Raw genomic sequence first — 25,108 nt, 5'->3', positions numbered from 1 at the left:
GGATGATCGTCCTATCGGGTATCGGCCTTGGCACGCCGTTTCTGCGTGCGGTCAGGCCTTTTGGCTCGTGTTGTGGGAATGGATGGCGGTGTCGCCGCGCGCTCGGGCGCACTGATCTTGCCGTTGCGCCGCCGGATGATCCGGCGGGCCGAGGTCTGCGGTTCCGTGATGGTATCGGTTTCCAGCGAAGCGAAGAACCAGTCGATGAAAACCTTGACGATGGGCGCATTGCGCACCTCGTTGCGGCAGGCGACATGGAATGCGTCGTTGGCGGGAACGGTCAGGTCGAAGGGAACGATGAGTTCACCCTTGGCGATCAGGTTGCTCGCGGTGATCGTATCGCCAAGCGAAACGCCCTGCCCGTAAAGCGCAGCCTCCGTCGAGAGCCGCGCATCGCTCATGAAATGCTGGGCACCGCGCGCAAGATCCGTGGCATCGGCGGCGGCCAGCCAGGTGTTCCATTCGCGCCCGTCATCGCCATGCAGGAGCACATGGTTGCGCAGGTCGCGCACCGAGCGCAGCGGGCGGCTGTTGAGCAGCGTCGGGCTGGCCACCGGAAAAAGCTTCAGCGTGCTCCACAAACGTGACCAGCAGTCCGACCATTTGCCATCGCCATAGAGCACGCAGACATCCACATCCGGCGACTGGAGATGATGCGCCTCATTGGTGGCAATCAGTGTCAGCCGGATATCGGGATATTGTTCGGTGAACTGGTTCATGCGCGGAATGAGCCAGAGCGACAGAAGTGCCGGCACGCAGGTCACCGTCAATTCGCCTTTGGTCGTGGGGCGCTTCATCAGGGCTGTCGCCGTCGCAATATCCTCGAATGCCTTGGAAATGGTCGGCAGCAGCAGCGCGCCCTGCGCCGTCAGTTTCAGCCGCTGCGCACCGCGCTCGAACAATTGCACATCGAGCGTTGCTTCCAATGCTTTGATCTGGTGGCTGATGGCACCGTGGGTCACGTTGAGTTCGCGGGCAGCGGCAGTCACGGAACCGTGCCGCGCCGTCGCTTCGAAGGCGCGCAGGGGATTCAATGGAGGCAACCGGCCAAGCGTCATGGGAGACTCCAATAGACATCAAATTTGGATTTGTCATGTGAGATTTTCTCACACTAATCCCTACAACAATGTCAATTGCTTTTCCATCGCCTTTGCATCGATAATATGGCCAACGAAGGCGAAAAGCCCAGGGGAACTGACAGAAGCGGATCACATCGGACAACCCTCGCAAGGGCAATCCCTCCCGCGTTTCCCCCGAGCTTTCAGAGAACGGGATAGTGTCATGACATCGTGGGATGAGAAGAAGCTGAGCGATCTGCGGGCCAAGTATGGCGAAAGCCATGGCGGCGAGCTGTTCGATCCAATCTTCCGCAAGGTTGCGGACAAGATTTTCTCCAAGAGCGGCACGCGGCTTGCACCCTATGCGGGCATTCCGACATTCCTCACCGCGCCCTATATGCCGGTCGATGCAGTGACACCGGATTTCGGCAATCTGCAGGTGGCCATTGTCGGCGTTCCGATGGACCTTGGCGTCACCAACCGTCCCGGCTCGCGCTTCGGTCCGCGCGCCGTGCGCACCATCGAACGCATCGGACCGTACAACCATGTGCTCGGCTGCGCGCCCGTTTTTGACCTGCGCGTTGCCGATATCGGCGACGTGCCCTTTGCCAGCCGCTACCGGCTGGAACAGAGCCATGACGATATCGAGCGACGGTTCAACCAGATCGTCGACGCCGGCGTGGTGCCGCTTGCCGTCGGCGGCGACCATTCGATCACCCATCCTATTCTCAAGGCCGTCGGCAAGAAGCGTCCGGTCGGCATGATCCATATCGACGCCCATTGCGATACGGGCGGCGCCTTCGACCAGACGAAGTTCCATCATGGCGGGCCATTCCGCAATGCGGTGCTCGACGGGGTCCTCGATCCGACCCGCACGGTCCAGATCGGCATTCGCGGCTCGGCGGAATATCTGTGGGAATTCTCGTACGAATCCGGCATGACCGTCATCCATGCGGAAGAGGTAACCGGCCTTGGCATGCCCGCCATCATCGAGAAGGCCCGCAAGATCGTCGGCGACGGTCCGACCTATCTGTCGTTCGACATCGACAGCGTCGATCCGAGCTTTGCGCCAGGCACCGGCACGCCCGAGGTGGGCGGCCTGACCACCCGCGAAGTGCTCGAACTGATCCGCGGCCTCAAGGGCATCAACCTGGTGGGCGGCGACGTGGTGGAAGTGGCACCGCAATATGACGCGACCACCAACACCGCCCATGCGGGCGCACAGGTGCTGTTCGAAATCCTGAGCCTGATGGTGTTCAGCCCGTTCGTTGCAGGAAAACGCGACTGACACGTATCAACAGACCAACAAACGGTGCGGCGATACCATTCCGCACCGTCACATAATAACAAGAAGGGGACTGCCATGACATTCAAAACCACGCTCAAATCATCCTTTGCCGCGCTTCTGCTGCTGGGTGGAGCAACCATCGCCATGTCGGCAACGGCGGCACGCGCCGACGCCATCGACGACATCACCAAAGCCGGCGTTATCAATGTCGGTGTCTTTGCCGACTTCCCGCCCTTCTCGTCGGCAAGCGCCGACATGACCCTGAAGGGTTATGATATCGACGTGGCCCAGGCTCTTGCCGACGCATTGAAGGTCAAACTCAAGACTGTCAGCGTCACCGGCCAGAACCGCATTCCCTACCTCACGGAACATCGCGTCGACCTGCTGATGAGCGTCGGCTACAGCAAGGAACGCGAACAGGTCCTCGATTTCGCCGCGCCTTATGCGCCGTACTACATCGCGGTGATCGGGCCGAAGGCGCTTGAGATCAAGAACAAGGACGATCTCGCCGGAAAGAGCATTGCCGTCAATCGCGGCACGCTGGAAGACACATCCCTGACTGCGGCGGCACCGGCTTCGGCCGACGTGAAGCGCTTCGACAATTACAACGCCGTCATCCAGGCCTTCATCTCCGGCCAGACGCAGCTCATGGTGGTGGGCAACGACGTGGGCGCACAGGTGCTCGCACGGCAGGAGGCCCTTGCGCCGGAACAGAAATTCCAGCTTCTGACCTCTCCCTCGCATATCGCCCTGAACAAGAAAGAGGACCGTCTCAAGCAGGCCGTCAACGATGCCGTCGCGAAGATGCTGGCGGATGGCTCGCTCAACAAGAGTTCCGAGGCCTGGCTGAAGACACCGCTCAATCCAGCCAATCTCAAGGACTGACCTGTGGGTTATGCGCTCGATTTCGGTTGGTTGAACGATGCGATCGGCATGATTGCCAGCGGTGCGGCCATGACGGTCTTTCTGATCGCCGTGACCTCAGTCGCTGGCACATTGCTCAGCATCTTCGGCGCCATCGGGCGCCGCAGCCGCCATGCGATCCTGCGCAAGCTGGTTGCCGGATACGTCGAACTCATCCGCAACACACCGTTTCTGGTGCAGCTGTTCTTCATCTTTTTCGGCCTGCCGCGCCTCGGCATCCGCCTTGACCCCGTTGCGGCAGCGATCCTTGCCATGACCCTGAACATGGCGGCCTACAGCACAGAGATCGTTGGCGCCGGACTGGATGCCGTTCACAAGGGGCAGACCGAAGCGGCGAAGGCGCTTGGCCTTCGCCCGAGGATCATCTTCATCAAGATCGTACTGCCTCAGGCGCTAAAGGTTATCTTCCCCGCCCTGACCAGCCAGATCGTTATCATGATGCTGGAATCCGCCGTGGTTTCGCAGATCGCCGTGCGGGAGTTGACCTACGAGGCCGACATGCTTCAGGCACGCACCTTCCGCGCTTTCGAAACCTATTTCATCGTGACCCTGGTCTATCTCGGGCTCAGTATCGCCCTGCGCAGGCTGCTCTATGCGGCCGGACGCCGATCAATTGCCGGAGGCATGGCATGATCGAGTTCACCTTCTGGGACATAGCGCGCAATCTGCTGCTGGCGGCCCGCTGGACGGTATTGCTTTCCATCGTCGCTTTTACCGGTGGCGCCGTCGTCGGCGTGGCTATCCTTCTGGCACGCATCTCGAAACGCAACTGGCTGCGCCGCGGCGCCCAATATTACATCGGCCTGTTTCAGGGAACGCCGCTGCTGATGCAGCTGTTTCTGCTGTTCTTCGGCCTGCCGCTGCTCGGCTTCCGCATCGAAGCCTGGACGGCCGCGGTGCTGGGTCTGACGCTTTGCGCCAGCGCGTTCCTCGCCGAAATCTGGCGGGGCGGTGTGCAATCGCTGCCGAACGGACAATGGGACGCCGGCAGCAGCCTTGGCCTGCATTATTTCGCACAGCTGCGGCTGGTCATCCTGCCGCAGGCCTTTGCCATAACACGGGCACCGACAGTCGGTTTTCTCGTGCAGTTGATCAAGAGCACGGCTTTGACGTCGATCATCGGATTTGAGGAACTGGTCAGGACGTCGAACGCCATCAACAATGCAACTTTCGAACCTTTCACCGTCTATGGGCTGGTGGCACTGATCTATTTTGTTCTGTGCTATCCGCTGACGCGCTACACTAAGAAACTGGAACTTCGTACCGCACAGCGCTAGAGCGCGCGCAGTGTTGGTAAAAGAGTGGGAATCAGCCAGAAACTGGCCAACAAGAAGGAGATCGGACTATGGATACAATGATCAAAACAGCCGTCAACCGGCGTACCGTGCTGGCTGCCGGGGCTTTGGGCACCGCAATGCTTGCCATGCCGTCCGTGCTGCGCGCACAGGACAAGTCCCTGAAAATCGGCGTCTATGGCGGCTACTTCAAGAATTCGTTCGACAAGAACATTTTCCCCGAATTCACCAAGGCAACCGGCATTGCAGTTGAATCCGTCGCAGAACCGACGGGCGAAGCCTGGCTGGTTCAGCTTGAACAGGCTGCCAAGGCCGGTGCTGCCCCCGCCGATATTTCGATGATGTCGCAGGTTGCCATGATCAAGGGCCAGTCGACCGAACTCTGGACGCCGCTTGACACGGCAAAACTGCCGAACGCGAAGAACCTGCTCGACCGTTTCATCAACAAATATCCCGATGGGCGCATCGCCGGTATCGGCGCGGTGGCATGGTATATCACGCTCGTGACCAACACCGATGTCTACAAGGAAGCGCCGACATCCTGGCAGGCCTTCTGGGATCCGGCAAACGCCGACAAACTCGGCCTGCTTGCCCTCGTTTCCAACTCGTTCCTTCTGGAAGTGACCGCAAAAACCTTCTTCGGCGGCACCAATGCCCTCGATACGGAGGAAGGCATCCTCAAGGTCTTCGACAAGCTGGCCGAAGTGAAGCCGAATGTCCGGCTGTGGTACCGCGACGAAGCGCAGTTCGAGCAGGCGCTGAAATCAGGTGAAATCCCGATGGGCCAGTATTATCACGACGTTACCGGCCTGGCAGCGTCTGAGGGGCATCCTGTCCGCTCCACCTTCCCGAAGGAAGGCGGCATCCAGGATTCAGGCTGCTGGGCGGTGTCGCGCGCGTCAAAGAAGATCGACGAAGCGCATATCTTCATCGATTACATGAGCCAGCCAGCCATTCAGGCGACCCTGTCCCGCAAGGTGGGGACGGCTCCGACGGTCAAGCGCGAACTGCTCGACCTGAATGAAAAGGAATTCGCGGCTGTATCGTCGGATATCGAACCGATCCTGCCGCGCTACGACCTGCTGACGACCAAGGCCGACTTCCTCAACCAGAAATGGACCGAGCTGATCGTTGGCTGATCGCGTTTGCTGCCGGTCGCGGATACGCTTTCCGGAACCGGCGGCAGCCTGCCGGATTGTACAAAGGTGAAACCCGGCCTATTCCAAACCGGGTTTCTTTTTAACGACGACGAATGAAACGAGGGCTCGATGTCCGGACTGGTATTGAACGGTGTAACCAAGCAATTTGGTACATTTACCGCCGTGGAGAATGTGCAGCTTTCCGTGCCGCACGGCACGTTTGTATGCATGCTCGGGCCATCGGGTTGCGGCAAGACCACGCTCCTGCGGATGATTGCCGGGCTCGACGACCCGACCGGCGGCTCCATCCTGCTCGACGGCGAAGACATCACCAAGGTCCCGACCCACAAGCGCAATCTGGGCATGGTGTTCCAGTCGCTGGCCCTGTTCCCGCATTTGAGCGTTGGCGAGAACATCGCCTATCCCCTGCGCATTCGCGGCAAAGGCCGTGAAGACCAGAAAAAGCGCGTCGATGAACTGCTGGCCCTGATCCACCTGCCCGGCTACGGCGACCGGCCCGTTTCGAAACTGTCCGGCGGCCAGCGCCAGCGCGTGGCCATCGCCCGCGCTTTGGCGCTTTCGCCCAAACTGTTCCTGCTGGACGAGCCGCTCTCGGCGCTCGATGCAAAGCTGCGTGAAGCGATGCAGGTGGAACTGCGGCAGCTGCAGCAGAAGCTCGGCATCACCACCATCGTGGTGACGCACGACCAGCGCGAAGCCATGACCATGGCCGATACGGTGGTCGTCATGAATGGCGGCCATATCCGCCAGGCCGCCTCCCCGATCGAAATCTACCGCAAGCCCGCCGATACGTTTGTCGCCGACTTCATCGGCTCGACAAATCTCATCGAAACAACGGCCGACAGTTCGGGCGCCGCCACCATCTTCGGGCACAGCGTGCCCGGTCTCGTCCTGCCTGCAGGACTGCAGAAAGCAACGATTTCCGTGCGGCCGGAAGATGTGCACCTGACGGCGCCGGGCAATGGCGCCATCAACGGCACCGTGACCTTCGTGCGCGATCTTGGCGGCACGATCGAAACCTTCGTGGAAGCGGGCGGCAAGCAGATCGTCGCCGTCTCGACGCCGCGTGCCCGGCCCGAGGTGACAGCCGGACAACAGGTCGGCATCGTGCTTGCACCCGATGTCTGCGTGGTGCTGAAACAATGAAACGCGAAGCCCCCCAATCCATAGCCGATTACGGGCCGCTGTTTTTCCCCGCGGGCATGCTGCTGGTGTTCTTTGTGGTGCCGTTCGGCACCATGATCGCTGTGAGTTTCTTCCAGCGCCAGCAGGGCGGCTTCTATACGCCTGCCTTCGTCTTCTCCAATTACGAGCGCTTTCTCAGCGTCTTCTTCGGCGGCGTTCTCGGCTTCTCGCTGATGCTGGCTGTCACCGTCGCCATCTGCTGCGTCGTCCTTGCCCTGCCCTTCACCTATCTCCTGTCCAAGCTGCCGCGCCGGTTGCAGGTGATCTGGCTCGTGGCCTTGCTCTCCGTACTGTCGCTGTCGGAAGTCATCATCGGCTTTGCCTGGTCTACCCTGTTTTCCCGCACGGCCGGGATCACCAACATTCTTGTCCAACTGGGTTTGATGAAACAGGCCGTCGCCCTGTCGCCGAGCTTTGGCGCGGTGCTGACGGGTATGGTCTATCAGGCGCTGCCCTATACGGTGCTTGTCCTTTACCCCGCCCTTGTCCGGCTCGATCCCACCCTGATGGAAGCGGCGCGGACATTGGGCTCGTCGCCGGTGCGCGCCTTCTTCAACGTGCTTGTGCCGGCGCTGCGCAACACGATCATGGCGACGCTGATCATGGTGTTCATCTTCGCGCTGGGTTCGTATCTGCTGCCGCAGATTCTTGGCAGGCCGCAGCACTGGACGCTCTCCGTCCTCATCACCGATCAGGCGATCTACCAGTCCAACATGCCGTTTGCGGCGGCCATGGCCGTGTTTCTGGTGCTTGTGACGCTTGGTCTGGTGGCCCTGACATTGCTGATCGGACGCAAGGGAGAAAAGGCATGATGACCACCCTCAGACGCCTTTATTTCTTCCTCGTCGGGCTGTTTCTGGCGCTTCCGCTGATCGTGGTTGCCGGCGTGTCGGTCAACGCGAAGCAGACGCTTGCCTTTCCGCCGCAGGGCTTTTCGCTGGCCTGGTACGGCGAAATCTTCCTCAATCCGGAATGGCGCAGTGCTCTCATTGCCTCGGTCGTCCTCGCCACCACGTCGGCGGCCTTGGCCGTGCTGATTGCGCTGCCGCTTGCATGGTTCCTGTGGCGCCGCATTGCACCGTGGGCGAACATCTTTCAGGTCCTCGGCATTGCGCCGTTCACGCTGCCGCCGGTCATCACCGCGCTCGGCCTTCTGACATTCTGGGCCACCACCGGCTTCTATGGTCAGCCATGGACCGCTGTCATCGGTCACGCGATCTTCTTCGTCACCCTGCCGCTGGTGACCTTGTCGCTCGGCTTTTCATCCATCGACCGCTCCTTCGTCGAGGCTGCGGCCACCATGGGCGCGAGCGATCGCACCATTTTCCGCACGGTCATCCTGCCGCTGATCCTGCCCTATCTGGTTTCCGGCTACGCCTTCGCTTTCGTCTTGTCGCTCAACGAGTATATCGTTGCCTATATGACCGTCGGCTTTACGCTGGAAACGCTCCCCATCAAGATTTTCAATGCACTGCGCTACGGCTATACGCCGACCATGGCCTCGGTGACCATTCTCTTCGTCGCCACCGCCGCCGTGATCTTCTCGCTGGTTGCAAAATTCGGCGACCTGCCCAAGCTGCTTGGTGCCATGGCCACGGATGACAAATGATGCGGATGGCAGCACTCCAGATGCAGGCGGTTTGCGGCGATGTCAGCGCCAATCTGGCACGCATCGGGCAAGCCGCGAAAGCTGCCGCCAAAGCCGGTGCCGACCTGCTTGTCGCCCCGGAACTCGCCCTGACCGGTTACGGTGCGGGAGAGACGATCACGGGATTGGCAGAGCCGGCCAATGGCGAACAGATCGATCGGTTGCAGGCCATATCCAAGGCCAACGCCATAGCCATCATCGCGGGCTTTGCCGAACGCGACGGCGATCACATCTACAACAGCGCAGCCTTTGTCTGCGGCGATACCCAGCCTGCCATCTACAGGAAATCGCATCTCTATGGCGATTATGAGCGGGCCCTGTTTACCCCGGCAAAACCGGCCAGCTGCATTGTCCCGCTTGCCGGGCTGAAGCTGGGCATGCTGATCTGCTACGATGTGGAATTTCCGGAGAATGTCCGCCGCCTGGCACAGGCGGGCGCACAGATGATCCTCGTGCCGACGGCGCTTCCCGCGGGCCCATCCGGCGAATTCATCGCCGCGCACATGATTCAGGTACGCGCGTTCGAAAACCAGCTATTTGTCGCCTATGTCAATCACGCCGGCAGCGACGAACGCTTCACTTTTGCCGGCCTCTCCCGTATAGCCGCGCCGGATGGCAGCCTTATCGCTGCCTGCACGGACGCCAATGAACACCTGGTTTTTGCCGACATCGACCGGCACGCCTTTGCAGCATCGATTGACAGCAATCCCTATCTGAAAGACCTGACGCGGATATGACCGACATCATCGACACCGACATTCTCATCATCGGCGCCGGCATTGCCGGCGTTGGCGTAGCCGCCGAGCTCGCCCATACGCACAAGGTCATCATAGTCGAACGGGAGAGCCAGCCGGCCTACCATTCGACGGGACGCTCGGTTGCCATATTCCTCCCCAATTACGGCAACGATGTTATTCGTGCGCTCAATCATTTCAGCGCGCCCATGTTCACGCAGCGTGACACGAACCTGTTTCCCGAACCGCTGCTGACACCCCGTGGTGCCCTCACCATCGCCGATGAAACCGGCATTGCAAGCTGCGAGGACATGATTAAAAACGGCGTCAATGTCGAGGAGATCAGCGTAGACCGGGCCGTGGAAATGGTGCCTATCCTCAACCGCGATCATATCAAGGCGGTCTGCTATCAGGCTGAAGCGCAGGACATCGACGTGAATGCCCTGCACCAGGGCTGGCTGCGCAAGGCGACGGGCCTTGGCGCCGAACTTCGCACGTCATGCGAAGTCATCGGCGCGAACCGGGTGAACGGCTTTTGGCTGGTCGAGACACCGGGTCAGACATTCCGCGCCCCTACGGTCATCAACGCTTCCGGCGCATGGGCCGATGTCATCGCAGGCATTTTCGGCGGCAAGCCGCTTGGGTTCACCCCCTTGCGCCGCTCGGTCGCCGTGCTGCCCGCGCCGGAGGGCTACGACACCCGCAGCTGGCCGGTGGTCGACGATGCCAATGAGAGTTGGTACCTCAAGCCTGACGGCGGACGATTGTTCGTCTCGCCCGGTGATGAAACCCCGGTGGAACCGCATGACGCCTATGTGGACGACATGATCCTCGCCGAAGGCCTCTACCGCTATGAACAGGCGGTCACGATACCGGTCAACCGTGTCGAACGGAGTTGGGCCGGGCTGCGCACCTTCGCGCCGGACCGCACACCCGTTGCGGGATTTGACCCAGAACTCGACGGGTTCTTCTGGCTCGCCGGACAGGGAGGATATGGTATCCAGACTGCACCGGCGCTATCGCAGCTTGCTGCCAAGCTCATCCGCCAGCAATCCTTGCCGGATGGTCTGGCAAACATCGCCCCGCGCCTGTCTGCTGCCCGCTTTCAATCAAGCAGGGGATAGCCGCCAAAAATCGCCGTCTGGCTGCCAACCTCCGAGCGGATGAAATCGCTGAGCACGCGGATGCGCGGCGTGTTGACGATATCCTCATGGCAGATCAGCCAGTAATCGCGATTGAGGTGCATTTCCTTTGGCAGCACCGGCATCAGTTCCGGATAATTGTAGGCAATGAAGTAGGGCAGGATGCAAAGGCCGAAACCCGAGCGGGCGGCGCTCAACTGGGCAAAAATGCTTGAGCTCTGGTAGGCCGGCCGCAGACCGGGAAGAATCTCGCGCATATAGTCGAGCCCGGGCGTGAAAATCATATCCTCGATATAGCCGATGAAGCGGTGAGCGGAGAGATCGGCGCGTTGCCGGATCGCCGGATGCCGGGCGAGATAGTCTTTCGCCCCATAGATGAACAAGCGGTAGGGCATCAGTTTTTCCTGATGATAGGGGCCCGTGCGTGTCGGATTCAGCGTGATCGACAAATCCGCCTCGCGGCGCGACAGCGAGACAATCTGCTGGATCGTCACCATTTCCACGGAAAGACTGGGGTAGGACTGCGCCATGATGGGCAGGCGGTTCGCCAGAAAGAAATTGGCTATCCCCTCCAGAATGCTCAAGCGCACGACACCGCTGAGCGAGACCGTTCCGCCGGAGGCTTCATTCTGAAAGCGCTCGGCTTCGCGCTCCATGATTTCAGCCGATTCAATCAGCTTCTCGCCAAGTGCCGTCAGAATGTATCCACGCGGATTCCGCTCGAAAAGACGCGCCGAAAGTGCCTCCTCAAGCCTGTCAATGCGCCGGGAGACGGTGACGTGATTGGTGCGCAGGCGACGCGCTGCCGTCGTGAGCTGACCGGTCCGCGCCACCGCCAGGAAATATTGCAGATCGTCCCATGTGTATTGCCGCAAGGCGCACCCATATGTACGTATTTGTACCTATTCTGTGCAAAAATAGGTGTTTGTGTACTTATTTGTCAATGCTACAGTTTTTTCAACGAATGGTTGCCTGCCACGAGAAACGGGACAATCATAGGGGCAAGAATTATCCGGCAGAGAGGAATGGCTGACCGGATTGAGGAGGAGAACCGAACCGATTGGGCGCAGACATCTCTGCGTCATGGCTTTGGGTCATTTTCAGCCGAGACGATCAAGTCCGCGACGGTCCATCATACGATGATTCTGTGAGCGGCGTTTCTTTGGGAGGAGAACAGAATGAAATTATTGGCAATTGCAACCGCTGCCCTGATGGCTGCAACCGTTATGCCCGCTGCAAGTGCAGGCATTTCGGACGGCAAAGTCAAGATCGGCATCCTGAACGATCAATCCGGTGTCTATGCGGATTTCGGCGGAAAGTGGTCGTTCGAAGCGGCGAAGATGGCCGCCGAAGACTTTGGCGGCAAGGTTCTCGACGCGCCGATCGAGGTCATCACCGCCGACCATCAGAACAAGCCGGACATTGCCTCCAATATCGCCCGCCAGTGGTATGACACGGAGCAGGTCGATGCGATCATGGAATTGACCACCTCGTCCGTCGCGCTCGCCGTGCAGGGCATCTCCAAGGAAAAGAAGAAGATCGATCTTGTGACCGGTGCGGCCACGGCCGAACTAACCGGCAAGCAGTGCTCGCCCTATGGTTTCCATTGGGCCTATGACACCCACGCTCTCGCTGTCGGCACCGGCGGTGCACTCGTCAAGCAGGGTGGCGATACCTGGTTCTTCCTCACCGCCGACTATGCCTTCGGCTATTCCCTGGAAGAACAGACGACCAAATATGTGACGTCGAAGGGCGGTAAAGTGGTCGGCTCCGTGCGTCATCCGCTGGCAACAGCCGACTATTCCTCGTTCCTGCTGCAGGCGCAGTCATCCGGTGCCAAGGTGATCGGTCTGGCCAATGCCGGTCTCGACACCGCCAATGCCATCAAGCAGGCCGCCGAATTTGGCATCGTATCGGGCGGCCAGCGTCTGGCAGCCCTGCTCTTCACCCTGGCGGAAGTGCACGGCCTCGGCCTTGAAGCAGCCCAGGGCCTGACCCTGACGGAAAGCTTCTACTGGGATCGCGACGACCAGTCCCGCGAGTTCGGGCGCAGGTTCTTCAAGCGCACCGGCCGCATGCCGAACATGATCCAGGCCGCGACTTATTCCGGGGTCACACAGTATCTGAAAGCCATTCAGAAAGCCGGCACCGATGACACGGAAAAAGTTGCCGCTGCCATGCATGAAATGCCTGTCGATGACGTCTTCGGACGTGGCGCCAAGGTCGGAGCCAATGGCCGCCTGATCAGCGATGTCTATCTGATGGAAGTCAAGAAGCCATCGGAAAGCAAGGAGCCATGGGACTATTACAAGGTTCTGGCCACGGTTCCGGGCGATGAGGCCTATATAAAGCCAGCCGAAAGCGGCTGCGATCTGGCCAAGTAGTCCGGATGACGGCTTCGTTGAGCAGTACGGCATTCGGGGGAGGACATACTTCCCCCGGCAGCGCCGGTAACGCCGGATCCCGGGTGGTTCTCTCCGCCCGCGGCCTGCGCCGGGATTTTGGCGGCTTCATCGCCGTCAATAATGTGGATCTGGATATCCATCATGCGAAAGTCCACGCACTGATTGGCCCCAACGGCGCGGGAAAGACCACTGTTTTCAATCTCCTGACCAAGTTTCTGCAGCCGTCGAGCGGCACGATCACCCTGCTCGATCAGGACATCACCAGAACAGACCCGGCAAAAGTCGCCCGTATGGGGCTGGTTCGCTCGTTCCAGATTTCTGCGGTTTTCCCGCATCTCACCGTTCTCGACAATGTGCGCGTGGCCCTGCAACGCCCGGCCGGCCTGTCGACGCAGTTCTGGCTGCCGACCAGCGCGCTCAACCGGCTGAACGACCGGGCCATGGAACTGATTACGGCCGTCGGATTGCACGACGCCCACAAGAAACTGGCCGCTGACCTCTCCTATGGCCGCAAGCGCGTGCTGGAGATCGCCACAACGCTGGCGCTCGATCCCAAGGTACTGCTTCTGGATGAACCCATGGCGGGCATGGGCCACGAGGACGTACATATCGTTGCCGAGATCATTCGCGAGGTGGCCCGCGACCGGGCAATCCTGATGGTCGAACACAATCTGAAGGTCGTTGCCGATCTTTGCGATCAGGTCACCGTCCTGCAGCGCGGCGAGATTCTCATCTCAGGCGACTACCAGACGGTCAGCCAGGATGAACGGGTGCGCGTTGCCTATATGGGGACCGAACATGAGTGATGCCAAACCCCTCCTCGCCGTCCGCGATCTCCATGCCTGGTATGGCGAAGGCCACGCGCTGCATGGTGTCAATCTCGATATACACGAGGGCGAAACCGTCACCCTGCTTGGCCGCAACGGCGTCGGCAAGACCACGACCCTGCGTTCGATCATGGGCATTATCCGCAAGCGCACCGGCAGCATCGCCTTTGACGGCAGGGATATGATGCGCGTTCCCCTGCACCGCACGGCCCATGCCGGCATCGGTTTCGTGCCGGAAGAGCGCGGCATCTTCGCGACGCTCTCCGTCGATGAGAATCTCAACCTGCCGCCCATCGTTGCCAAGGGCGGCATGTCGATACCGGAGATTTATGATCTTTTCCCCAATCTGAAGGAGCGGCGCAACAGTCCCGGAACCAAACTTTCCGGCGGCGAGCAGCAGATGCTGGCCATTGCCCGCATCCTGCGCACGGGGGTCAAACTGCTGCTGCTTGACGAACCGACCGAAGGCCTTGCCCCGGTCATCGTGCAGCGCATCGGCGAAGTGCTGGTGACGCTGAAGCAGCGCGGCATGACCATTCTGCTGGTCGAGCAGAATTTCCGTTTCGCCAGCAAGGTCGCGGATCGCTTCTACGTGGTGGATCACGGCAAGATCATCGACAATTTCCATGTCCGGGAACTGCCGGAACGCATGTCCATGCTCAACGAAGCGCTGGGAGTCTGACCCATGACCATGATCTTCGGCGTTCCCCTGCAGGCCTTCCTCGGACAATTGCTGATCGGCCTCATCAACGGTTCCTTCTACGCCATGCTCAGCCTTGGCCTCGCTATCATCTTCGGCCTCTTGCGCGTGATCAACTTCGCCCATGGCGCGCAGTATATGCTGGGTGCCTTTGTCGGGTATCTCCTGCTTGCCCAGCTCGGCATCGGCTATTGGCCAGCCTTGATCCTTGCGCCCGTCATCGTCGGCGTCGCGGGTGCGATCGTCGAACGCGTCGCACTCTCGCGTCTCTATAATCTCGATCATCTCTATGGCCTGCTCTTCACTTTCGGGCTCGCGCTGGTGATCGAAGGGACTTTCCGCTATTACTACGGTGCGGCGGGACAACCCTATGCGGTGCCCGCCGCTCTCACCGGCAGCTATAATCTCGGCTTCATGGTCCTGCCGAAATACCGCGCCTGGGTGGTGCTGGCATCCCTTGCCATCTGTCTTGCCACCTGGCTTCTGATCGAGAAAACCCGGTTGGGTTCCTATCTGCGCGCGGCGACGGAAAATCCGACGCTTGTTAGGGCCTTCGGCATCAACGTGCCGATATTGCTGACCTTTACCTATGGCCTCGGCGCCGCGCTTGCCGGGCTTGCGGGCATCATGGCGGCACCGATCTATCAGGTGAGCCCGCTCATGGGCACCAACCTGATCATTGTCGTGTTCGCCGTGGTGGTTGTCGGCGGCATGGGTTCCATTCTCGGCGCCATCGTCACCGGTTACATGCTCGGTATTTTCGAGGGCCTGACCAAGGTGTTCTACCCCGAGGCCTCCAATATCGTGATCTTCGTCATCATGGCGATCGTTCTGCTTGTCCGTCCGGCAGGCCTGTTCGGAAAGGAGGTCTGACATGACCGATACAACAGTTTCCCCAGGCCAGAAAAGCAGGTTTCTCAATCTTGAAATGCTGCTGATCCTTATCGGCGTCGCAGCGCTCATTCTCGCGCCCTTCCATTTCTACCCGGTCTTTCTGATGAAAGTGCTGTGTTTCGGACTGTTCGCCTGCGCCTTCAATCTGCTTCTCGGCTATACCGGCATACTCTCTTTCGGCCATGCGGCATTCTTTGGCGGAGCCGCCTATTTTACCGCCCATTCCGTCAAGGAATGGGGCTTTCCACCGGAACTCGGCATCCTGCTCGGCGTCTTCGGCGCAACGATCCTCGGACTGATCATCGGTTTCTTTGCCATCCGGCGTCAGGGTATCTATTCGACGATGATCACCCTCGCCCTGTCGCAGATGTTCTTCTTCTTCTGCCTGCAGGCATCCTTCACCAAGGGCGAAGACGGCATTCAGGGCGTGCCGCGCGGCAAGCTCCTCGGCTTCATCGATCTGAACGATCCGCTCAACATGTATTTCTTCGTGCTGGCCGTGTTCCTCATCGGTGTCTTCATCATCTGGCGCATCATCAATTCGCCCTTCGGCATGATCCTCAAATCCGTCCGGGAAAACGAGAACCGCGCCATTTCGCTCGGTTATTCCGTTGCCCGCTACAAGCTTGCGGCCTTCGTCATGTCGGCAGCGCTCACCGGCCTTGCCGGCGGCTTGAAGGCGATCGTCTTTCAGTTTGCAACGCTGACAGATGTCAGCTGGCAGATGTCCGGCGAGGTCGTGCTCATGACCCTGCTTGGCGGCATCGGCACGCTGGTCGGCCCGATCGTTGGGGCCGGATTCATCACGGCGCTGGAAAACTATCTCGCCACATCGGAATTCCCTGTCACGGTGATCACCGGCATCATTTTCATGGTCTGCGTCCTCGTCTTCCGCCGCGGCATTATCGGCGAGCTCTACGCCTCGCGGTTCGGCAAGAAACTCGAGAGCAGCTCCGGGCACTGACATGACAGCCAGCTATGACTACATTATCGTCGGGGCAGGCACGGCAGGCTGCACCTTGGCCAACAGGCTGTCGGAAGACCGGAACGTGTCCGTCCTCCTGCTCGAGGCCGGCGGCAAGGACAATTACCCCTGGATCCATATTCCGGTGGGGTATCTCTACTGCATCTCGAATCCGCGGACGGACTGGTGCTTTTCGACCGAGGCTGAACCTGGCCTCAACGGCCGCGTCCTCAACTATCCGCGCGGCAAGGTGCTTGGCGGCTGCTCGTCGATCAACGGCATGATCTATATGCGCGGGCAGGCGCGCGATTACGATCTGTGGCGGCAGGATGGTTGTGCCGGATGGGGCTGGGATGACGTCCTGCCCTATTTCCGCAAGTCGGAAGATTACTATCTCGGCAGCGATGAATTTCACGGATCGGGCGGCGAATGGCGCGTGGAGGAAGCGCGCCTGCACTGGGATATTCTCGATGCGTTCAGGGATGCTGCCGAAGCGGCGGGGATCCCGCGCACCGACGATTTCAATCGCGGCGACAATGAAGGCAGCTCCTATTTCAAGGTCAACCAGAAACGCGGCATCCGCTGGAACACGGCAAAGGCGTTTCTTCGCCCGGCAATGAAACGTGCGAACCTGACGGTCGAAACCGGAGCCCATGTCCGCAAGCTCGTTATCGACAATCTGACAGCCGGGGGCGTGGAGATCGAACAGGCGGGAACCATCCGCACGATCCACTGCCGCCGCGAGGTGATCCTGGCGGCAGGCGCCGTCGGCTCGCCGCAGATTCTGGAATTGTCCGGCATCGGCCGCGGCGATGTCATGCAGAACGCCGGAATCACTCCGGTTCTTGAACGGCGCTCGGTCGGCGAAAACCTGCAGGATCATCTGCAACTGCGCTGCGCCTATAAGGTGACGGGCATTGCGACGCTCAACGAAAAGGCCAATCGCCTTTTGGGCAAGGCATCGATTGCCCTGGAATACCTCATCAACCAGTCCGGCCCCATGTCTATGGCCCCAAGCCAGCTGGGGGTCTTCACCCGCTCCGACCCGTCTTTTGCGACGGCGAACCTGCAATATCACGTGCAGCCGCTATCCCTGGAAAAGTTCGGAGAAAACGTCCACCCCTTCCCTGCCTTTACCGCCAGCGTCTGCAATCTGCGGCCGGAAAGCCGTGGTTCCGTTCACATCAAATCACCGGATTACCGGGCGCATCCGGCCATCCGGCCGAATTACCTGACAACGGACAACGACCGCCGTGTTGCGGCGGATTCAATCCGCATCACCCGCAACATCGTGGCGCAAAAGCCGCTGCAGCGCTACAGGCCGGAAGAATTCAAGCCGGGACCGCACTATCAGAGCGAGGCGGAGCTGATCGAGGCGGCAGGCGCCATCGGCACGACGATCTTTCATCCCGTCGGCACCTGCCGCATGGGCGCCGATCAGGAATCCGTGGTCGATCCGCAGTTGCGCGTGCGGGGGATCGCACAGTTGCGCATCGCCGACGCATCCATCATGCCGACCATCACATCGGGCAATACCAACGCGCCGACGATCATGATTGCGGAAAAGGCGGCGGAAATGATCGCCCGCACCTGATCACCGGATGGTAATAGGAACAGTCATGGAAGCACGCGAACCAATATAGTCGTCTGGTGCGGAGGGAGCAGGTGACGCTTTGCGCACTGTTTCAAGTGCATATCTGTCAACCTCTGGATTACCGGAACTGCCCGTTATGCTGGAGGACACAATGTTGCCGTCTCGGGTTAAGGTGAACGTTATACGCACATTACCTGCTCCCCGGTTGCGTGCGCCTGCACGTCGGGCGTAGCGTGCCAGATAGGAATTAACTTTTTCACTCCACGTCTGTGCAGCACGCGCAGCGCTTGCCCGCGACACGCTTGGCTGCTGCCTGGCTTCCACAACGGTATCGCTTTTCACGTCCGTGACCTGTGTCTTCACCGGCTTGCGCACAACCTTCTTCGGCATGTCCTTTTTGGGCACATCCGGCTTTTTCTGTTCGGGACGCACAATGGGCAACGGCACTTCCGCCTTCGGCAGCTCAACCGTTTTTTCCGGCTGCTGCTCCTCAGGGACCACCTGCTCTTCCGGCACTGGCTGTTCGACAGGCTGCGGCTCAGGTTCGGGTTCAACCGGCTTTTCCGGCGGCATGTCTGGCGCCTTGGCCTCCTGCTGGACAGGCTCCGGTGTGATCTTCTCCGGCTCGACCGGCGGCAGCTCGGCAACGGCTTCCGGGATCACGGGAGCCGGCAGTGGCTCCATATCGATCATCACAGCGGCGGCAATATCTCCGGCCTCCGCTTCCGGCTGGTACCGATATCCGTACCATCCCGCACCGGCATGCAAGCCGGCCATCACAATGCCGGCGGCGGACCACAGGCCTATTTCGCGCCAGTTCAGCTGAAACCGTCCCGCCCCGCGTGCTGCCGGCTCGCCCGACATCACTGCGCACTTCCAGCGGGCACCGACGGGGCACTTTCGAGCCCGACGAGGGCGATCTTGAGATAGCCATTGTCACGCAATGTGTTCATCAAATCCATCAGCGCGCCATAGTCCACGGCCCGGTCGGCACGCAGGAACACGCGCGTTTCCTTGTCGCCCTGCGTCTTCCGGTCAAGGAAGGCGCCCAGCGTTTCCTTCGTTACCGTGTCATTGACGATCGCAATGGTATGATCGTCCTTCAGCGTCAGATACAGGGGCTGGTCCGGCCGGGTGGCTGGCGCCGCCGTCGACGCCGGCAGGTCGACATTGATATCGACGGTGGCGAGCGGTGCCGCCACCATGAAAATAATCAGCAGAACCAGCATGACGTCGATGAACGGCGTCACGTTGATTTCGTGGTTTTCCTGCAATTCATCATCGGAAACATTGTGCCTGATACCGCCGGCCATGATCTCTACCTTTACTCCGCCGCAGCGGCACGGGGCTGATGCACCGGCGGCACCAGTGCAAAATCCACGTCGCGGCTGACAAGCCGTTCAACACCCGCCGAGGCGTCGGCCAGCAACTGGCGATAGCCGGTGATGGATCGGGCAAACACGTTGTAGATGACGACCGCGGGGATCGCCGCGACAAGACCGATGGCGGTCGCAAGCAAGGCTTCGGCGATGCCCGGCGCGACAATAGCAAGATTGGTCGTCTGCGATTCCGAAATGCCGATGAAGGAATTCATGATCCCCCATACCGTACCAAAGAGACCGACGAACGGCGCCGTCGAGCCGATGGTCGCCAGCACGCCCGTGCCCCGGCTCATGCGGCGGCCGGCCTGCGCCTCGATGCGCGACAGGCGGGAGGAAACACGCTCCTTCAAACCATCAGCACCCGCATAACTCAGCGCTTCCTGCGACAGGCGCACTTCCTCGCGTGCGGCATTGACAAGTTGGGCTCCCGGTCCGCCGCGGCCTTCCAGTGCCTGTTCGGCATCGCGCAGGGTGCGCGCGCTGCCGATAGCGTTGAGGGCGCGATAGGCGCGGACCCTCGCCCCGGCCAGTTCCAGCGTCTTGGCCAGCCAGACAGTCCACGTCACGAGCGAGGCGAAGGCCAGTCCGATCATCACCCCCTTCACCACCCAGTCCGCCGCCATGAACATGCCCCAGGGAGACAAATTGTGCGGGAGGGTTGCCTTGGTGACGGCGGCCGGTGCGGACGGCGCCGGAGCGGTCTGCAGAACAGGCGCAGGCGCCGCTTGAGGTGCCGGGGCGGCTTCAACCGGGCTTTGCTGGATGGTCTGAGGCTGCGCCGCCTGCGTCGCGCCTTCTTGCGCGATCACCGGAGAAGCCAGCAACAACAGGACCGGGAGGACGACCGTCCCTGCCCTGATGCGCCCTGAAACATTCCGCTTCACTGGAAATCCGCCTGTGCTTTTGCGCATGACTTTTATCTTTCGCTTCTTCCGCCATCTCAGCCATCGTGCCGGAAAACTCTGTCAGCTCTCAGCGGGTCCGATGCGTGGCGTTTGATCTGGTGGAGCGGCTGTAATATTGTTGAGTATAATAATCAACAATTAACTTCTGCAACCCCAAGTTTTATGGCAAGGGCATTTTGGGGCCATTTTGCGCGTCTCAATCGTCCCGCCTGGCGTTGTCGCCGTCAAAACCGCGCCGCCAGTAGGCCACAACAAGATGCTTGGAGCGCTCATGTTTTCGCTCCTTGCGCAGATGCGCCCGGATTTGCTTGAAATCGGTAAACTCACAGCCGGCCCAGACAAATGTGTCGGGGGAAATGACGGAGGAGTCGAGGCCTTCAACGATCCCGGCAAGCCTGCCGGTCGTCCCGGCGGGTGCGCCATCGCGATACACCCAGCGAACATCGACTGTTGCTGCGGATTGCAGGGATTGCCTGTCAGCGGGGCTGTCGATTTCAAGAATGACGGTTGCCTCGGCCTCCGCAGGCAGCGTTTCCAGAATCCGGCCGATTGCAGGCAGCGCCGTTTCGTCGCCAACCAGGAGATATCGTCGCGCGTCTTCCACGCTGCCGCCGCCGGGGCCTGTCATTCCGACGACGCCGCCTGGTTTGGCATTCAAGGCCCATGTCGATCCCGGCGTATCGTTGCCGGGATGAACGACCATGTCGATGTCAACTTCGCCGCGCTCAATGTCGATGGTGCGGATAGTATAGACGCGGGCGGTCAGCGCATCGTCCCCCTCCGGCCAGACCGGACGGCCATCGCGCCCGATGGTCGGCCAAACCGGCTTTCGGCCTTCCGGCGCGAACAGCAGCCGGATATGCAGGCCGCCAATCGCAAACCGGGCAAGATTGGCACCGCGCAGGCGGATGCGCCGCATATGGGGCGTGAGATCGCGGGCGCTCACCACCCGCATCTCGCGGAAGTAAGGCAGTTCGGTGCTGTCCAGACCACGCCGACCCATGACAGTTGCGGTTTCTCCGTGCCGGCGAAGCCCAGAAGACTATCGGCCAGCACCATGCGGACATAGGCCAGCGATGTTTCATCATCGGCCTCGACATCGAGAGACAGGATATCGCCGGCAATCGTCAGATGCGCCTTGCCATAGGGCGTTTCAATGCGCCCCTCCGCATCATCACGCTCGACGCGCGCATGCTCGGAAAAGACGTTGCAGAGCTTGTCCAGCATGTCCTGCGGCGCCTGGAGTTTAACCGTAGCGGAGCTGCTCAGAACGGTCGGCATGGCAGACATGGGTATTCTCCTGGCATTGCGCTTCCGCCGTCTATCCATTGCGGATGACCATGCGGGGCCGCCGGGACCATATTAAAATATGAATAATTGAGTCAAGTATTAAAGCAAAAATTTCCGCCTGCATGAAAGCAAGCCTGCCGGCCCTCTTCAGGGATCGTCAGACGATACCCCAGGCACGGTAGCGGCCCCGCCCGGTCATCTCCCGCACACCCAATTCGGCAATGAGATTGAGCGCGCCCCGCGGCGTCACTTTCAGCTCCTTGGCAATCAGCGCCGTTGAAACCATCGGCCGTGACAGAATGAGATCGATCATGCCGGGCAGGCTCGAGGTCGAGCGGCGGTCCTTCAGCTTGCGTTCCATCTGGACGCGGGCGAGGCTCAACCGGTCGATCTCTTTCAGACTGGCAATGGCCGATGATTGCGCGGCTTCCAGAAAGGCCGTGAGCCGAGTGTTACGGTCACGGGCGCGGCGGCGATCGCGCGGTATCGCGCGCAACCCCGCATTGAAAACCGCCAGATGCGCCCGTGTCTTCATGCGCTCGCGCAACGCGGAGGCGACCAGCATCGGGCCAAGCCAATGCTGGTGCTGCAGTGGCTCGATTTCCTCCCACGCATCCCAGAGCAGAGCCGCGGCCAGCATGGGCGGCAAATCGCGGGTGCGATCCATGACCGCGAACCATTCCTCCATCCTGCCGTCTTCATCCCACTCCGGATCGTAAATCAGAGAATCCCCATCCGGCGTCAGATGACCGGGAGAGATCGTTTCCGCTCTGGCCGGCGGCGTGTCACGCGTTTCCTTGGGCTGCTTCAGCAGGCGTTCCGAACGGTCGAGCAGCGCATCCAGCCTTGCCAGTTCTTCCTCGAAAGCGCTTTCCGCTTCTGACCCCGGCTCGGAAGCAGCCTCGATGTCGAGCCCGCGCACCGGTTCGCTGATAATCGGCGCGAGAAGCGCATCGCTACCCCAGCGCCCGCGCAGGCTGGCAATGCCCTTCGGGCTCAGTGCCCATTGTGCGGGACTGGAGGCGATCTGACGCCGGGTTCGCAGAATTGCGTGCGCCCGGGTCAATTCATGGGTTGGCGTCCTGATGTCCATACGGGCGTCATGCAGGACAAGGTCCTCGACATGAACAAGCTCACCAGCCAGCCACAGCGCATTGCAGGCTTCCATGAAATGCGACCGGGCAATCCAGCCTTCGTTTTCGCGCAACAAGCCGTCTTTGGACTGGCGGCTGCCCAGCGCACCGAAATCGCCCTTGCGCGCCACCCGTTCATCCAGCCGTGCAAGTGCATCTTCCGCGGCGACAACCGGGCGAAGCAGGTCTTTCAGGGAATAGTTCGTAGAATCATAAGCCATTGAAATCATGATAGGGGAATAGTGAAAGTGAAGCTATTGCCCAAGATGGAAAACGGCGTCCATCGATCCGGACATTAAAGAATACCGAAGCGGAAGGCGCCCTTTTTATCCCCGCTCGACCGGGCGCGCGCGCCGAGAACCAGAGAGGGATGGTCCTCGATCATCACGGCGATGAGCCGTAGCGACGCTGCGGCCTGCAGGGCGAGCGGGCGCGCCGACATCCCGGGAATGTCTGCTGCCATTGACCGGGCGGATGCGACATAGCCTGCGACGGCTCCGGTATCCTGCGTCTGCAGGCTTATCATTTTCGCCAATTGCGCGAGGTTTTCCGAAACGCGATCGGCAATATCGTGCTCCAGCCGCCCCCATGACAACAGCCGCCGCAACCGGATGATTTCCGCCCCGAGGGTGACCGATGACAGGGCGTCGTCCAGCAGGGTTTCCCCCGCCTCCCGCATGGTCCTGAGAATCGGCATCAACTGGTTGATGCGGTCATAGGCAAGGCTGTTGAATGCGGACGGGCTCGGAACCCGGTCACGCAGACAGAGCCGGACAATATCCGTTCGCAACGCGCCCATCATCCGGTTCACCGTCACCTGCGGCCGCTTCGGCAGAACAACAATGAAGACGAGAAGTCCGATGAGGATGCCGACCAGAACCGACAGCGAGGTTTCCATGAAAACCTGCGGTTCAAACACCATCGCCTCATGCGGTTTGAGGAAGACGATGAAATTGATGGCGAAAGCGGTTGCCGGCCCGACATGGCGCGGATCTGCCATCAGCAGCGCCGCCGGCACGAGGATGGGAACGATGAATAGGGCAAACCAGAACAGACCGGGGAAAGACGGCAGGATCAACTGTCCCAAAACAAAGGCAAACGGAACGGCGTACAACGTGCCCTTGAAAAATCCCCAGCTCGTCTGCAGCGGGTTGGGCATCGACGCGAACAGGCTGCACACCACTGCGACGATAATCGCCGCCGCCGCCGCATCCGCATGCCGGCTTTCCATCCAGTAGGCCGTCATCAGAGTTGTTGCGGCAACAGCGCGAACCGCATTTACCAGCGCCGTGCTGTGATCGCGGTAGACCGGCAATGCCGGCGGCTTCCTGCTGCCAGCCATATATTGCGAGCGGCTGCGCAGCGCCGAAAGACCGTTCAACGTCGCCTTGAGCCCGTCGAGAAACTCACCCAGCAGCGTCAAACGGGCCATCATGCCGATGCTGTCATCGCCCCACGGCCTGCCTTTCAGCTCCGCTATTTCGGCTGCGATGATATCAACCCTGCCAAGCCACGGCTCAACGGCGTCAACCTTGAAGTCGCGCGCCATGTCATCCAGCAATACCCCGAGCCTGTCACGCAGGCTGCTCCATGTCCCGTCGGACGAGACCCGATGCGCGACGAGGATGTTCACAATCGACAGGCATGACATGAGATGCCCCACCGTATGGCGGGAATGGCGGCCATGCGTGACAAGGCTGGGGGCTTCCAGCCGTGCGTGAGCCCGCATGGCGGCAAGGGCCTGCGTGTCCGCGATCAGCTTCCTGTGCGCCGTCTTCAGGTGCCCTGCATCGCGCCCGGCAATCGCATCGCTGGTATAGCGTGCCAGATCGGCGATGCAGTTCTCCAGGCCTTCCACCAGCGCCGTTCGCGCAAGCTGCGGTTGAAAAAAGCGGCTGGCCACACCGGCACAGACGATGCCGAGCATAATCTCGGTGCAGCGCGCATAGGCAAATTCGGCCAGGAGATGCGGATGGCCAAACGCCGGGAGTGCGATAATGACGGCGGTATAGCCCGCAAGAGCCGCACCGTAGGATTCCGGGTTCCGCAACATCGAGGCCGCGTAGGTGCACAGTGCCACCCACAGGGCGATCGACGCCACAAACAGCCATCGCATATCACCTGTCGCGGCGGTGATGGCCATCGCCGCCAAAGCCCCGATCAGCGTTCCGGCCAGACGAAACAATCCCTTGCTGATGACCATGCCGGCAATCGGTTGCGACACGATAAAGACAGTCATCATTGCCCATTGCGGCTGCTGCAGGTTCAACGCAAAGGCTGCCGTGAGGGCAAAAAGCGCCGCGGCATTCGTTCTCAGCGCAAATACCCAGGCCGTCCGGCCGGGCCATGCGGGATGTTGCATCATGGTGTGGATGGATTGAAACATGGCGTCCGATCTGGCAGCTCCCCGCCCTCAATATATTTCACAGGCAGGCGGCACAACGGAAAGACGCTGCATGGCCGTGCGTCTTCTTGCCACCTCGGCTTCATCCCAACCTTTGCCATGCAAGACCGCCTTCAATGACCCCATTGTGTCACAAACGTGACATCCAACGGGCGCATGATCCAATGGCGACCATC

Annotated in this window: 25 protein-coding genes; 16 read left to right on the top strand and 9 right to left on the bottom strand. The window is 60.5% G+C overall.

The annotated features are described in order from the left end of the window. Window positions 1–11: 11 nt before the first annotated feature. Complete coding sequence (locus tag AC1Q5O_RS17585; protein WP_492564662.1) at window positions 12–1,058, bottom strand: LysR substrate-binding domain-containing protein; 1,047 nt, start codon at window positions 1,056–1,058, stop codon at window positions 12–14. A gap of 223 nt (window positions 1,059–1,281) precedes the next feature. Between AC1Q5O_RS17585 and speB the strand changes: the two genes are divergently transcribed. The 10 genes from speB (at window position 1,282) to AC1Q5O_RS17535 (ending at window position 10,416) form a co-directional block, all read left to right on the top strand. Then, window positions 1,282–2,346, top strand: coding sequence for an agmatinase (gene speB, locus AC1Q5O_RS17580; RefSeq protein WP_492564661.1), 1,065 nt, complete (start codon window positions 1,282–1,284; stop codon window positions 2,344–2,346). Between the two features lie 75 nt (window positions 2,347–2,421). Further along, complete coding sequence (locus tag AC1Q5O_RS17575) at window positions 2,422–3,231, top strand: transporter substrate-binding domain-containing protein (RefSeq protein ID WP_223614857.1); 810 nt, start codon at window positions 2,422–2,424, stop codon at window positions 3,229–3,231. 3 nt (window positions 3,232–3,234) lie between these two features. Beyond that, the gene (locus tag AC1Q5O_RS17570; RefSeq protein ID WP_492564658.1) at window positions 3,235–3,903 is read left to right on the top strand and encodes an amino acid ABC transporter permease; all 669 of its coding nucleotides are present in this window, start codon (window positions 3,235–3,237) and stop codon (window positions 3,901–3,903) included. After that, entirely contained in the window at window positions 3,900–4,547 is a 648-nt protein-coding gene (locus tag AC1Q5O_RS17565) for an amino acid ABC transporter permease (RefSeq protein ID WP_492564656.1), read from the top strand. Before AC1Q5O_RS17570 ends, AC1Q5O_RS17565 begins: the two co-directional genes overlap by 4 nt. Before the next feature lie 77 nt (window positions 4,548–4,624). Then, window positions 4,625–5,704: an ABC transporter substrate-binding protein gene (locus AC1Q5O_RS17560; protein WP_464664856.1), complete on the top strand. Its 1,080-nt coding sequence runs from the start codon at window positions 4,625–4,627 to the stop codon at window positions 5,702–5,704. A 129-nt stretch (window positions 5,705–5,833) separates the two neighbouring features. After that, window positions 5,834–6,871, top strand: a complete 1,038-nt coding sequence (locus AC1Q5O_RS17555; protein WP_464664539.1) for an ABC transporter ATP-binding protein — start codon at window positions 5,834–5,836, stop codon at window positions 6,869–6,871. After that, window positions 6,868–7,722, top strand: a complete 855-nt coding sequence (locus AC1Q5O_RS17550) for an ABC transporter permease (RefSeq protein ID WP_288192218.1) — start codon at window positions 6,868–6,870, stop codon at window positions 7,720–7,722. Before AC1Q5O_RS17555 ends, AC1Q5O_RS17550 begins: the two co-directional genes overlap by 4 nt. Continuing rightward, window positions 7,719–8,519: an ABC transporter permease gene (locus AC1Q5O_RS17545; protein ID WP_464664537.1), complete on the top strand. Its 801-nt coding sequence runs from the start codon at window positions 7,719–7,721 to the stop codon at window positions 8,517–8,519. The genes AC1Q5O_RS17550 and AC1Q5O_RS17545 overlap by 4 nt, the downstream gene beginning before the upstream one ends. Then, window positions 8,516–9,295: a carbon-nitrogen hydrolase family protein gene (locus AC1Q5O_RS17540; protein WP_492564653.1), complete on the top strand. Its 780-nt coding sequence runs from the start codon at window positions 8,516–8,518 to the stop codon at window positions 9,293–9,295. Before AC1Q5O_RS17545 ends, AC1Q5O_RS17540 begins: the two co-directional genes overlap by 4 nt. Next, window positions 9,292–10,416 carry an NAD(P)/FAD-dependent oxidoreductase gene (locus AC1Q5O_RS17535; RefSeq protein WP_492564651.1) on the top strand — a complete coding sequence of 375 codons (1,125 nt, stop codon included), beginning with the start codon at window positions 9,292–9,294 and terminating at the stop codon, window positions 10,414–10,416. Before AC1Q5O_RS17540 ends, AC1Q5O_RS17535 begins: the two co-directional genes overlap by 4 nt. On the opposite strand, the gene AC1Q5O_RS17530 is transcribed toward AC1Q5O_RS17535, so the two are convergent. Beyond that, the gene (locus AC1Q5O_RS17530) at window positions 10,398–11,309 is read right to left on the bottom strand and encodes a LysR family transcriptional regulator (protein ID WP_492564649.1); all 912 of its coding nucleotides are present in this window, start codon (window positions 11,307–11,309) and stop codon (window positions 10,398–10,400) included. The genes AC1Q5O_RS17535 and AC1Q5O_RS17530 overlap by 19 nt on opposite strands. A gap of 303 nt (window positions 11,310–11,612) precedes the next feature. Between AC1Q5O_RS17530 and AC1Q5O_RS17525 the strand changes: the two genes are divergently transcribed. From AC1Q5O_RS17525 to AC1Q5O_RS17500, 6 genes are read left to right on the top strand one after another with little or no spacing between them, the layout of a single operon-like run. Further along, a complete protein-coding gene (locus AC1Q5O_RS17525) occupies window positions 11,613–12,818 on the top strand; it encodes an ABC transporter substrate-binding protein (RefSeq protein WP_464664534.1) in 1,206 nt (401 codons plus the stop codon). Window positions 12,819–12,823: 5 nt separating this feature from the next. Then, complete coding sequence (locus AC1Q5O_RS17520) at window positions 12,824–13,645, top strand: ABC transporter ATP-binding protein (protein ID WP_492564647.1); 822 nt, start codon at window positions 12,824–12,826, stop codon at window positions 13,643–13,645. Then, window positions 13,638–14,348 (top strand): ABC transporter ATP-binding protein, encoded by a 711-nt coding sequence (locus AC1Q5O_RS17515; protein ID WP_223614847.1) that lies wholly within the window; start codon window positions 13,638–13,640, stop codon window positions 14,346–14,348. Before AC1Q5O_RS17520 ends, AC1Q5O_RS17515 begins: the two co-directional genes overlap by 8 nt. 3 nt (window positions 14,349–14,351) lie before the next feature. After that, complete coding sequence (locus tag AC1Q5O_RS17510; protein ID WP_223614846.1) at window positions 14,352–15,239, top strand: branched-chain amino acid ABC transporter permease; 888 nt, start codon at window positions 14,352–14,354, stop codon at window positions 15,237–15,239. 55 nt (window positions 15,240–15,294) lie between these two features. Further along, the gene (locus AC1Q5O_RS17505; protein WP_245421075.1) at window positions 15,295–16,224 is read left to right on the top strand and encodes a branched-chain amino acid ABC transporter permease; all 930 of its coding nucleotides are present in this window, start codon (window positions 15,295–15,297) and stop codon (window positions 16,222–16,224) included. A gap of 1 nt (window position 16,225) precedes the next feature. Further along, complete coding sequence (locus AC1Q5O_RS17500) at window positions 16,226–17,818, top strand: GMC family oxidoreductase (protein ID WP_492564643.1); 1,593 nt, start codon at window positions 16,226–16,228, stop codon at window positions 17,816–17,818. Here AC1Q5O_RS17500 and AC1Q5O_RS17495 read toward each other — a convergent pair whose 3' ends face one another. From AC1Q5O_RS17495 to AC1Q5O_RS17465, 7 genes are all read right to left on the bottom strand, one after another. Then, window positions 17,819–18,511, bottom strand: a complete 693-nt coding sequence (locus tag AC1Q5O_RS17495) for an energy transducer TonB family protein (protein WP_492564795.1) — start codon at window positions 18,509–18,511, stop codon at window positions 17,819–17,821. Between the two features lie 170 nt (window positions 18,512–18,681). Continuing rightward, window positions 18,682–19,131: a TonB system transport protein ExbD gene (exbD, locus tag AC1Q5O_RS17490; RefSeq protein ID WP_492564641.1), complete on the bottom strand. Its 450-nt coding sequence runs from the start codon at window positions 19,129–19,131 to the stop codon at window positions 18,682–18,684. A gap of 11 nt (window positions 19,132–19,142) precedes the next feature. Further along, entirely contained in the window at window positions 19,143–20,111 is a 969-nt protein-coding gene (gene exbB / locus AC1Q5O_RS17485; protein WP_492564639.1) for a tonB-system energizer ExbB, read from the bottom strand. 190 nt (window positions 20,112–20,301) lie between these two features. Next, a complete protein-coding gene (locus AC1Q5O_RS17480) occupies window positions 20,302–21,108 on the bottom strand; it encodes a siderophore-interacting protein (RefSeq protein WP_492564638.1) in 807 nt (268 codons plus the stop codon). After that, on the bottom strand, window positions 21,048–21,395 hold the full coding sequence (locus tag AC1Q5O_RS17475; protein WP_492564636.1) for a DUF2218 domain-containing protein: 348 nt from the start codon (window positions 21,393–21,395) through the stop codon (window positions 21,048–21,050). The genes AC1Q5O_RS17480 and AC1Q5O_RS17475 overlap by 61 nt, the downstream gene beginning before the upstream one ends. A 157-nt stretch (window positions 21,396–21,552) precedes the next feature. Continuing rightward, on the bottom strand, window positions 21,553–22,749 hold the full coding sequence (locus tag AC1Q5O_RS17470; protein WP_492564634.1) for an RHE_PE00001 family protein: 1,197 nt from the start codon (window positions 22,747–22,749) through the stop codon (window positions 21,553–21,555). Window positions 22,750–22,823: 74 nt separating this feature from the next. Next, window positions 22,824–24,914, bottom strand: a complete 2,091-nt coding sequence (locus AC1Q5O_RS17465; protein ID WP_492564633.1) for an FUSC family protein — start codon at window positions 24,912–24,914, stop codon at window positions 22,824–22,826. Window positions 24,915–25,108: the final 194 nt, after the last annotated feature.

Source organism: Phyllobacterium sp. MT110, assembly GCF_058792715.1.
The sequence above is the reverse complement of the archived record's forward strand: the minus strand, read 5'-3'. Positions and strand labels throughout refer to the sequence as shown.

Bases quoted from the DNA above. Each gene is read 5' to 3' on its own strand.
- AC1Q5O_RS17525 (WP_464664534.1), top strand. From the start codon at position 11,613: ATGAAATTATTGGCAATTGCAACCGCTGCCCTGATGGCTGCAACCGTT.
- AC1Q5O_RS17500 (WP_492564643.1), top strand. From the start codon at position 16,226: ATGACAGCCAGCTATGACTACATTATCGTCGGGGCAGGCACGGCAGGC.
- AC1Q5O_RS17550 (WP_288192218.1), top strand. From the start codon at position 6,868: ATGAAACGCGAAGCCCCCCAATCCATAGCCGATTACGGGCCGCTGTTT.
- AC1Q5O_RS17510 (WP_223614846.1), top strand. From the start codon at position 14,352: ATGACCATGATCTTCGGCGTTCCCCTGCAGGCCTTCCTCGGACAATTG.
- AC1Q5O_RS17545 (WP_464664537.1), top strand. From the start codon at position 7,719: ATGATGACCACCCTCAGACGCCTTTATTTCTTCCTCGTCGGGCTGTTT.
- AC1Q5O_RS17495 (WP_492564795.1), bottom strand. From the start codon at position 18,511: ATGATCGATATGGAGCCACTGCCGGCTCCCGTGATCCCGGAAGCCGTT.
- AC1Q5O_RS17565 (WP_492564656.1), top strand. From the start codon at position 3,900: ATGATCGAGTTCACCTTCTGGGACATAGCGCGCAATCTGCTGCTGGCG.
- AC1Q5O_RS17480 (WP_492564638.1), bottom strand. From the start codon at position 21,108: ATGGGTCGGCGTGGTCTGGACAGCACCGAACTGCCTTACTTCCGCGAG.
- exbD (WP_492564641.1), bottom strand. From the start codon at position 19,131: ATGGCCGGCGGTATCAGGCACAATGTTTCCGATGATGAATTGCAGGAA.
- AC1Q5O_RS17470 (WP_492564634.1), bottom strand. From the start codon at position 22,749: ATGGCTTATGATTCTACGAACTATTCCCTGAAAGACCTGCTTCGCCCG.
- AC1Q5O_RS17515 (WP_223614847.1), top strand. From the start codon at position 13,638: ATGAGTGATGCCAAACCCCTCCTCGCCGTCCGCGATCTCCATGCCTGG.
- AC1Q5O_RS17575 (WP_223614857.1), top strand. From the start codon at position 2,422: ATGACATTCAAAACCACGCTCAAATCATCCTTTGCCGCGCTTCTGCTG.
- speB (WP_492564661.1), top strand. From the start codon at position 1,282: ATGACATCGTGGGATGAGAAGAAGCTGAGCGATCTGCGGGCCAAGTAT.
- AC1Q5O_RS17520 (WP_492564647.1), top strand. From the start codon at position 12,824: ATGACGGCTTCGTTGAGCAGTACGGCATTCGGGGGAGGACATACTTCC.
- AC1Q5O_RS17535 (WP_492564651.1), top strand. From the start codon at position 9,292: ATGACCGACATCATCGACACCGACATTCTCATCATCGGCGCCGGCATT.
- AC1Q5O_RS17505 (WP_245421075.1), top strand. From the start codon at position 15,295: ATGCTGCTGATCCTTATCGGCGTCGCAGCGCTCATTCTCGCGCCCTTC.
- AC1Q5O_RS17585 (WP_492564662.1), bottom strand. From the start codon at position 1,058: ATGACGCTTGGCCGGTTGCCTCCATTGAATCCCCTGCGCGCCTTCGAA.
- AC1Q5O_RS17555 (WP_464664539.1), top strand. From the start codon at position 5,834: ATGTCCGGACTGGTATTGAACGGTGTAACCAAGCAATTTGGTACATTT.
- exbB (WP_492564639.1), bottom strand. From the start codon at position 20,111: ATGCGCAAAAGCACAGGCGGATTTCCAGTGAAGCGGAATGTTTCAGGG.
- AC1Q5O_RS17465 (WP_492564633.1), bottom strand. From the start codon at position 24,914: ATGTTTCAATCCATCCACACCATGATGCAACATCCCGCATGGCCCGGC.
- AC1Q5O_RS17560 (WP_464664856.1), top strand. From the start codon at position 4,625: ATGATCAAAACAGCCGTCAACCGGCGTACCGTGCTGGCTGCCGGGGCT.
- AC1Q5O_RS17475 (WP_492564636.1), bottom strand. From the start codon at position 21,395: ATGTCTGCCATGCCGACCGTTCTGAGCAGCTCCGCTACGGTTAAACTC.
- AC1Q5O_RS17540 (WP_492564653.1), top strand. From the start codon at position 8,516: ATGATGCGGATGGCAGCACTCCAGATGCAGGCGGTTTGCGGCGATGTC.